At 65.0% G+C, this 6,430-nt stretch carries 5 protein-coding genes; 2 read left to right on the forward strand and 3 right to left on the reverse strand.

From position 1 onward, the window contains the following. Nucleotides 1-285 precede the first annotated feature (285 nt). Nucleotides 286-1,425 carry an AmmeMemoRadiSam system radical SAM enzyme gene (gene amrS, locus AC52Q4_RS12715; protein WP_495537168.1) on the reverse strand — a complete coding sequence of 380 codons (1,140 nt, stop codon included), beginning with the start codon at nucleotides 1,423-1,425 and terminating at the stop codon, nucleotides 286-288. Between the two features lie 126 nt (nucleotides 1,426-1,551). Between amrS and amrB the strand changes: the two genes are divergently transcribed. Further along, a complete protein-coding gene (gene amrB, locus AC52Q4_RS12720; RefSeq protein ID WP_495537169.1) occupies nucleotides 1,552-2,346 on the forward strand; it encodes an AmmeMemoRadiSam system protein B in 795 nt (264 codons plus the stop codon). Further along, nucleotides 2,336-2,920 carry an AmmeMemoRadiSam system protein A gene (amrA, locus tag AC52Q4_RS12725; RefSeq protein WP_495537170.1) on the forward strand — a complete coding sequence of 195 codons (585 nt, stop codon included), beginning with the start codon at nucleotides 2,336-2,338 and terminating at the stop codon, nucleotides 2,918-2,920. The genes amrB and amrA overlap by 11 nt, the downstream gene beginning before the upstream one ends. A gap of 93 nt (nucleotides 2,921-3,013) precedes the next feature. On the opposite strand, the gene putA is transcribed toward amrA, so the two are convergent. Both putA and AC52Q4_RS12735 read right to left on the reverse strand, forming a co-directional pair. Continuing rightward, nucleotides 3,014-6,214 (reverse strand): bifunctional proline dehydrogenase/L-glutamate gamma-semialdehyde dehydrogenase PutA, encoded by a 3,201-nt coding sequence (gene putA / locus AC52Q4_RS12730; RefSeq protein WP_495537171.1) that lies wholly within the window; start codon nucleotides 6,212-6,214, stop codon nucleotides 3,014-3,016. Between the two features lie 40 nt (nucleotides 6,215-6,254). Then, the gene (locus AC52Q4_RS12735) at nucleotides 6,255-6,398 is read right to left on the reverse strand and encodes a hypothetical protein (RefSeq protein WP_495537172.1); all 144 of its coding nucleotides are present in this window, start codon (nucleotides 6,396-6,398) and stop codon (nucleotides 6,255-6,257) included. Nucleotides 6,399-6,430: the final 32 nt, after the last annotated feature.

Raw genomic sequence — 6,430 nt, forward strand, 5'->3', positions numbered from 1 at the left:
TGACGGGGCCGGTGACGATGGGAATGAGTTCAAAATTTCGGCGTTCGCGCTGCGATGAAGGGCGCCGGATCTACAGGCGGGCCCCCGAGTAACGGCGCGATTCGAGCGCGAGCACGGTGGCCATCAATTTTCGCGCCGTTAGGGCGGGCTCGCTCGGCAGGGATCATTTAGACCTCGCGAGCAAGCCGGTGCGCTTGGCTATAACGTCGACCCCGAGCACTGGCGTGCATGCGCGGCGCTCCGGGCGCAATGTGGAGGCACTAGCGGGGGGCTGACGGCGTTCGTTTAGGCCGTTCGCCGGTGCAGGGCAACGGGAACGCGCCGGCGTCCCCAATCGCCCGGCTCGCGCTCGAAGATGCCGGGCAAGCGGGTTCCGCAGAAGCGGCAGCAACCGGTTGCAGTGAGATTCCAGGTCGAGAGTTCATACCAGTCTCGCCCGATCAGACGTTGCCCGCAGCCATGGCAGTAGGTGCTGCCGCCGTCCACGTCGTGAACATTGCCCGTGTAGACGTAACGCAGGCCGTTGGCGAGGGCGATATGCCGAGCCCGAGTCAAGGTTTGCGGTGGCGTGGACGGCGCGTCACGCAGCTTGAAGTCCGGATGGAAGGCGGTGAAATGCAGCGGCACGTCCGGGCCGAGCTCATCGCACACCCAACGGCTGAGCGCATCGAGTTCGCGCGAATCGTCGTTGTGGCCGGGTATCAGCAGCGTCGTGATCTCGAGCCAGACGCCGGTCTCGTGTTTCAGATATTTCAGAGTCTCGAGCACCGCGGCGAGCGATGAGCCGGTCAGCTTGCGATAGAAACGCTCGGTGAATGCCTTGAGGTCGATGTTTGCGGCATCCATGTGCTGGTAGAGCTCAGCGCGCGGTTCGGCGCACATGTAGCCGGCGCTTACGGCCACGGCATTGATGCCGTGCTCATGGCATGCCTGCGCGACGTCGATCGCGTATTCGAAAAAAATCACCGGGTCATTATAAGTGAACGCCACGCTGCGGCATCCCGTACGCACTACCGCGGTGGCCAGATCCTGCGGTGCCGCGCGGTCCGCCAGGGTATCGAGTTCCCTGGATTTGCTGATGTCCCAGTTCTGACAGAATTTGCAGGCCAAATTGCAGCCGGCGGTGCCGAAGGATAGGACGGGCGTTCCCGGCAGAAAGTGGTTGAGCGGTTTTTTCTCGATCGGGTCGATGCAAAAGCCGCTGGAGCGTCCGTAGCTCGTCAGGACGATTTCCTCGCCGTCCTTGCAAGCGCGCACGAAGCACAAGCCGCGCTGGTTCTGCCTGAGCTTGCACGCGCGGGGGCAGACATCACACTGGATACGCCCGTCCTCCAGCCGATGCCAGTACCGGGTTGCGACGGTGTCGGCTGAGAAGAACACGCGTTCGGCTTGCACCGACTCTTGCTCTTGAGGCCTTTCGTTCATCTCATTTGCAAGTGTCGCCCATACAGCTATAACGTCAATACCATCTTTCCTTCGTTCGAGCGGGTCACCCGGCACGGAATCGAGCTCGAATCGCGCCGTTGTCTACAGAGGCCTTGCACAGGGAATATGTCGAAAATCGTCCGCGAACCGGCCGTTGCTGAGCTGTTTTATCCCGGCGAGGCCGATGCGCTGCGCAAACTCTTGGAGCAGCTGATGAGCCGCCCTGCGGCGGCCCCCTGCACGCCGAAAGCGCTGATCGTGCCGCATGCGGGCTATGTCTTTTCGGGAGCCACGGCGGCCCTTGCCTATGCACTGGTCGCGCCGGCCCGTTCCCGCATAAAACGGGTGGTACTACTGGGGCCTGCGCACCGGGTGCGGTTTCAGGGCATCGCCGGCCATCCGGGCGATGCTTTCCTAACTCCGCTGGGCGAGGTCGCGTTGGATGACGCGGCGTTGGAGTTGCTGGCGGACCTCTCATACGTGGGGCTTTCGGACGAGGCGCATGCCGAAGAACACAGCCTCGAGGTGCAGCTGCCGTTTCTGCAATACGTGCTCGATGATTTCCGCCTCGTGCCGCTCGCCGTGGGCGATCTGCCCGCCGAGGCGACAGCCTTGGTGCTCGAGCGCCTCTGGGGGGGCGAGGAAACCCTGATTGTCGTGAGCACCGATCTCAGCCACTACCATGACTATGAGAGCGCGCGACGCATGGATACGCAGACGGCGGAGAATATTCTGCTCAAGCGTGCGGAGGCAATCGGCTTTCAGGATGCCTGCGGGCGTAGCCCGCTCATCGGGCTGCTGGAGCTCTCGCGCCGGCGAAACCTGCGCGTCGAGCAGCTGGGCCTTTGCAGCTCGGGGGATACCGCCGGCAACCGCCAGCGGGTAGTGGGCTACGGAGCGTTTGCGGTTTATGGAAATTGATGCCGAGGATCGCCGGTGGCTTCTGGAGCTTGCCCGTGAGAGCCTGAGGCACGGCTTGCTCAATGGCCGGGCGCTGCGGGTCTACCCGCGAGAGTGGCCCGCACAATTGTGCGAGCCGGCTGCCAGCTTCGTTACGTTGCGCCGGCGCGATCAGCTGCTGGGTTGCATCGGCAGCCTGGAGGCGCGCCGTTCGCTGATATGCGATGTTGCCGAGAATGCCTATGCGGCCGGTACGCGGGATCCGCGTTTCGCTCCGGTGCAGTGGGTCGAGCTCGCGGAGGTCGGCGTCGAGATCTCGGTGCTTACCCCGCCCGAGGCACTGGGCGTGGCGAGCGAAAGCGAGCTGCTCGCACAGATCCGGCCCGGCGTGGACGGGTTGATTCTGGAGTGGCAGGGGCAACGTTCCACTTTTCTGCCCGCCGTCTGGTGCCAGCTGCCCCGACCGATCGACTTCCTGGGTCAGCTTCGACAAAAGGCGGGGCTGGAGGCCGAGTTCTGGGCGCGTGGCATGAAATTTTATCGCTACCAGGCGATTTCCTTTGCGGAGGACAGCGTGCCTTTCGCGCCCGCATGAGCCGGCGCGCATCCGGATCGGATACGTGATTTTGGGCCGTGGTTTCGAGGAGGCGCTCGGCGCAATCGCATTGAGCGGAGCACCCGCAGCGGCTCAGGGTTCTTGGGCGAAGTGGTTTGGTTCGTCGAGCAACACGGCCTCCGCCGGTTCGTCCTCACCGAGGGACATCAAAGAGGCATTGCCTCCGGCCGCCGTGGTATCAATGCTCAGCGCCCGCTCGCTGGTGAACCGCGTCAGGTAGTGCGGCCCTCCGGTCTTGGGCCCGGTGCCGGACAACCCTTCGCCCCCGAACGGATGAACGCCCACCACCGAGCCGATTATGTTCCGGTTGACGTAAACATTGCCCACGCGCATGCGGCTCACCACGTGCTGCACCGTCGTGTCGATACGGCTGTGAATGCCGAAGGTCAGCCCATAGCCGGTGGCGTTGATTTCGTCGATGACGCGGTCCAGCTCGCTGGCCTCATAGCGGATCACGTGCAGGATGGGCCCGAACTTCTCCTCCGAGAGCTCCCGCAGGCTGCGCAGCTCGAAGGCGCAGGGCGGGAAGTAGGTGCCGTTTTCCGTGGCTGCCGGGAGTTCGCAGCGATAGAGCCGCCTCGCCGTTGCGCTCATGTGCTCGGCATGCGCCTCGAGCCTGCTACGGGCGTCCTCGTCGATTACCGGCGTGACATCCGTGGCGAGACTCCAGGGATCACCAATGCGCAACTCGGCCATGGCGCCGGTCAGCATCTCGATCACGCGATCGGCGATCTCTGCCTGCAGGTAGAGCACTCTGAGCGCCGAGCAGCGCTGCCCCGCACTCTGGAAGCTCGACTTCACCACATCGCTGACGACTTGCTCGGGCAGCGCGGAAGAGTCGACGATCATGCCGTTCTGCCCGCCGGTCTCGGCGATCAGCGGCACGATGGGACCGGCACGCTCGGCAAGCGCGCGATTGATGAGCTTGGCGGTCGCCATGGAGCCGGTAAACGCCACGCCGTCGACCCGCCGGTCCTGCACCAGCGGCATGCCCACGCTGGGCCCATCGCCCGGCAGGAGGTGCAGAACATCCGGCGGGATTCCCGCCTCGTGCATCAGTTGCGCGGCATAGGCACCGATCAGGGAGGTCTGCTCGGCCGGCTTGGCGATCACGGCATTGCCGGCGACCAGCGCGGCGCTGATCTGGCCGGTGAAAATCGCAAGCGGGAAGTTCCAAGGACTAATGCAGGCGAACACGCCCCGGCCATGAAGCGAGAGCTGATTGCGCTCTCCCGTGGCGCCGGGCAACTGCAGCGGTGGCGCGATGTCCGAGCGCGCTCGCGCGGCATAGTAACGGCAGAAGTCCACCGCCTCGCGGACCTCCGCGACGCCGTCCGGGATGTGCTTGCCCGCCTCGCGGGCGCACAGCGCCACGAGCTCCGGTAGGTGCCGCTCATAGAGTCCGGCGAGACGATCGAGGCAGTCGGCACGTTCGGTGGCAGGGCAGGAGGCCCACTCGGGCGCCGCCTGCCGCGCCCGCGCAAGGGCGACTTCGAGCGCCTCCCGCCCGGCGAACGCCACCGTGCCGACCCGGCGCGTGCGGTCCGCCGGTGAGTACACGGCGCTCTCCGGCGCTTCGTGCCAGCGCCCACCGATGAGGGGGGCGGCCCGCCAATCGTCATGATCCGCGTGCATCATGCCGTGGTGCAGCCATTCGAGCTGGTCCAGGTCGGAGAGATCCACGCCCTTGGCGTTGCGCCGCTGCGGGCCGTAAATGTTGATCGGCAGGGGGATGCGCGGATGCGGGATATAGGAGCGCGCGGCCATCTTGGCCACCGGGTCGGCGATGATCTCCTCGATTGGAACCTTCTCGTCGACGATGCGGTTGACGAACGAGGAATTGGCGCCGTTTTCGAGCAGCCGCCGCACCAAGTAGGGCAGCAGATCCTCGTGGCTGCCGACCGGCGCATAAACCCGACAAGCAACGCCCGTGTGCTCCTCGCCCACGATCTGGTCATAAAGCGGCTCGCCCATGCCGTGCAGACGTTGGCATTCGAAGTCGCGGCCTTCGCCGGCCACTTCCAGCACATACGCAAGCGTGTGGGCGTTGTGGGTGGCGAACTGCGGATAGAAGCTGCGGGGATTCGCCAGCAGCTTGCGGACGCAGGCGAGATACGAAACGTCTGTGTTGGCTTTGCGTGTGAACACCGGATAGCCGCTCAAGCCGAGCTCCTGAGCCCGTTTGATCTCCGTATCCCAGTAGGCGCCCTTGACCAATCGCACCATCAGGCGCCGCCCATGGTGCGCGGCCCGTTCGCTCAGCCAGTCGAGCAGCGGGAAGGCCCGTTTCTGGTAGGCCTGCAAGGCGAGCCCCAGACCTTGCCAGCGGTGCAGCTTTGGCTCGGCGCACAGCGCATCGATGAGCTCCATGGAGAGATCCAGGCGTGCCGCTTCCTCCGCGTCGATGGTCAGGTTGATATCGTAGTGCGCTGCTTGCAGCGCCAGCGCACGCAGCCGCGGCAGCAGCTCGCGCAGGACACGGTCTCGATTGGCGAGCTCGTAGCGCGGATGCAGCGCCGAGAGCTTGATGGACACCCCTGGCGATTCGATCGGACCGCGGCCGGCAGCGATCTCGCCGATGGCCTCGATCGCCTCGTGGTAGCGATCGAAGTAGCTCCGCGCATCGGCATCGGTGCGCGCCGCCTCGCCTAGCATATCGTAGGAGTAGCGATAGCCCTGGCGCTCCGAGGCCCGGGCGCGGCGCAGCGCCTCCTCGATGTCGCGCCCTATGACGAACTGCCAGCCCAGGATACGCATCGCTTGGCGTAGTGCCTGGCGGATCAGCGGTTCGCCGCTTTGGCGAAGCAGACGCTGCAACACGCCGCGCAGATGCTGCTGCGGCTGCTCACGGTAGCTCAGCAGCCGTCCCGTGAGCATCAGCGCCCAGGTGGAGGCGTTGACGAAGAGCGAATCGCTGTCGCCGAGGTGCTGTTCCCAATGGTGGGAGCCGATCTTGTCCTCGATCAGCTTGTCGACGGTCTCGGTGTCCGGGATGCGCAGCAGCGCCTCGGCCAGACACATCATCACCACCCCTTCCTGGCTGGAGAGCTCGTATTGGTGCATGAAAGCGTCGATGCCGCTTTTGTGGACCCGGCTGCGCCGCACCTCGCGCACGAGGGCTTTGGCGTATTCGGCGATGCGCGCGTTGGCCGCGGCGGGCAGCGCCGCCTCCCGCAGCAGCATGGAGACATGCTCCGCCTCGTCGGCGTGGTAGGCTCGGTTGGCCCGCCAGTAGAGCGGCTGGGAGAAGATGCCGGGTGCCTCAAATTCCATAACACACCTCAGGATCCTCGAATGCGCGGATTGATCCGATCTATTCGTCCGTCTCACGCGGGCGCCGGGGCAGGAGGTGCACCTCGCTCGCTTCGCGCGCTTCCTCGACGCGACAGATGAGCTCGCCGCTGAAAAGACGAGCGCTCACGCGCTCGCCCGGCGCGACATCGCTCTCACGACGCATGTTTCTTATTTAAATCTCGCTGGGGATATTGT

The organism is Nitrococcus sp. (assembly GCF_059432795.1).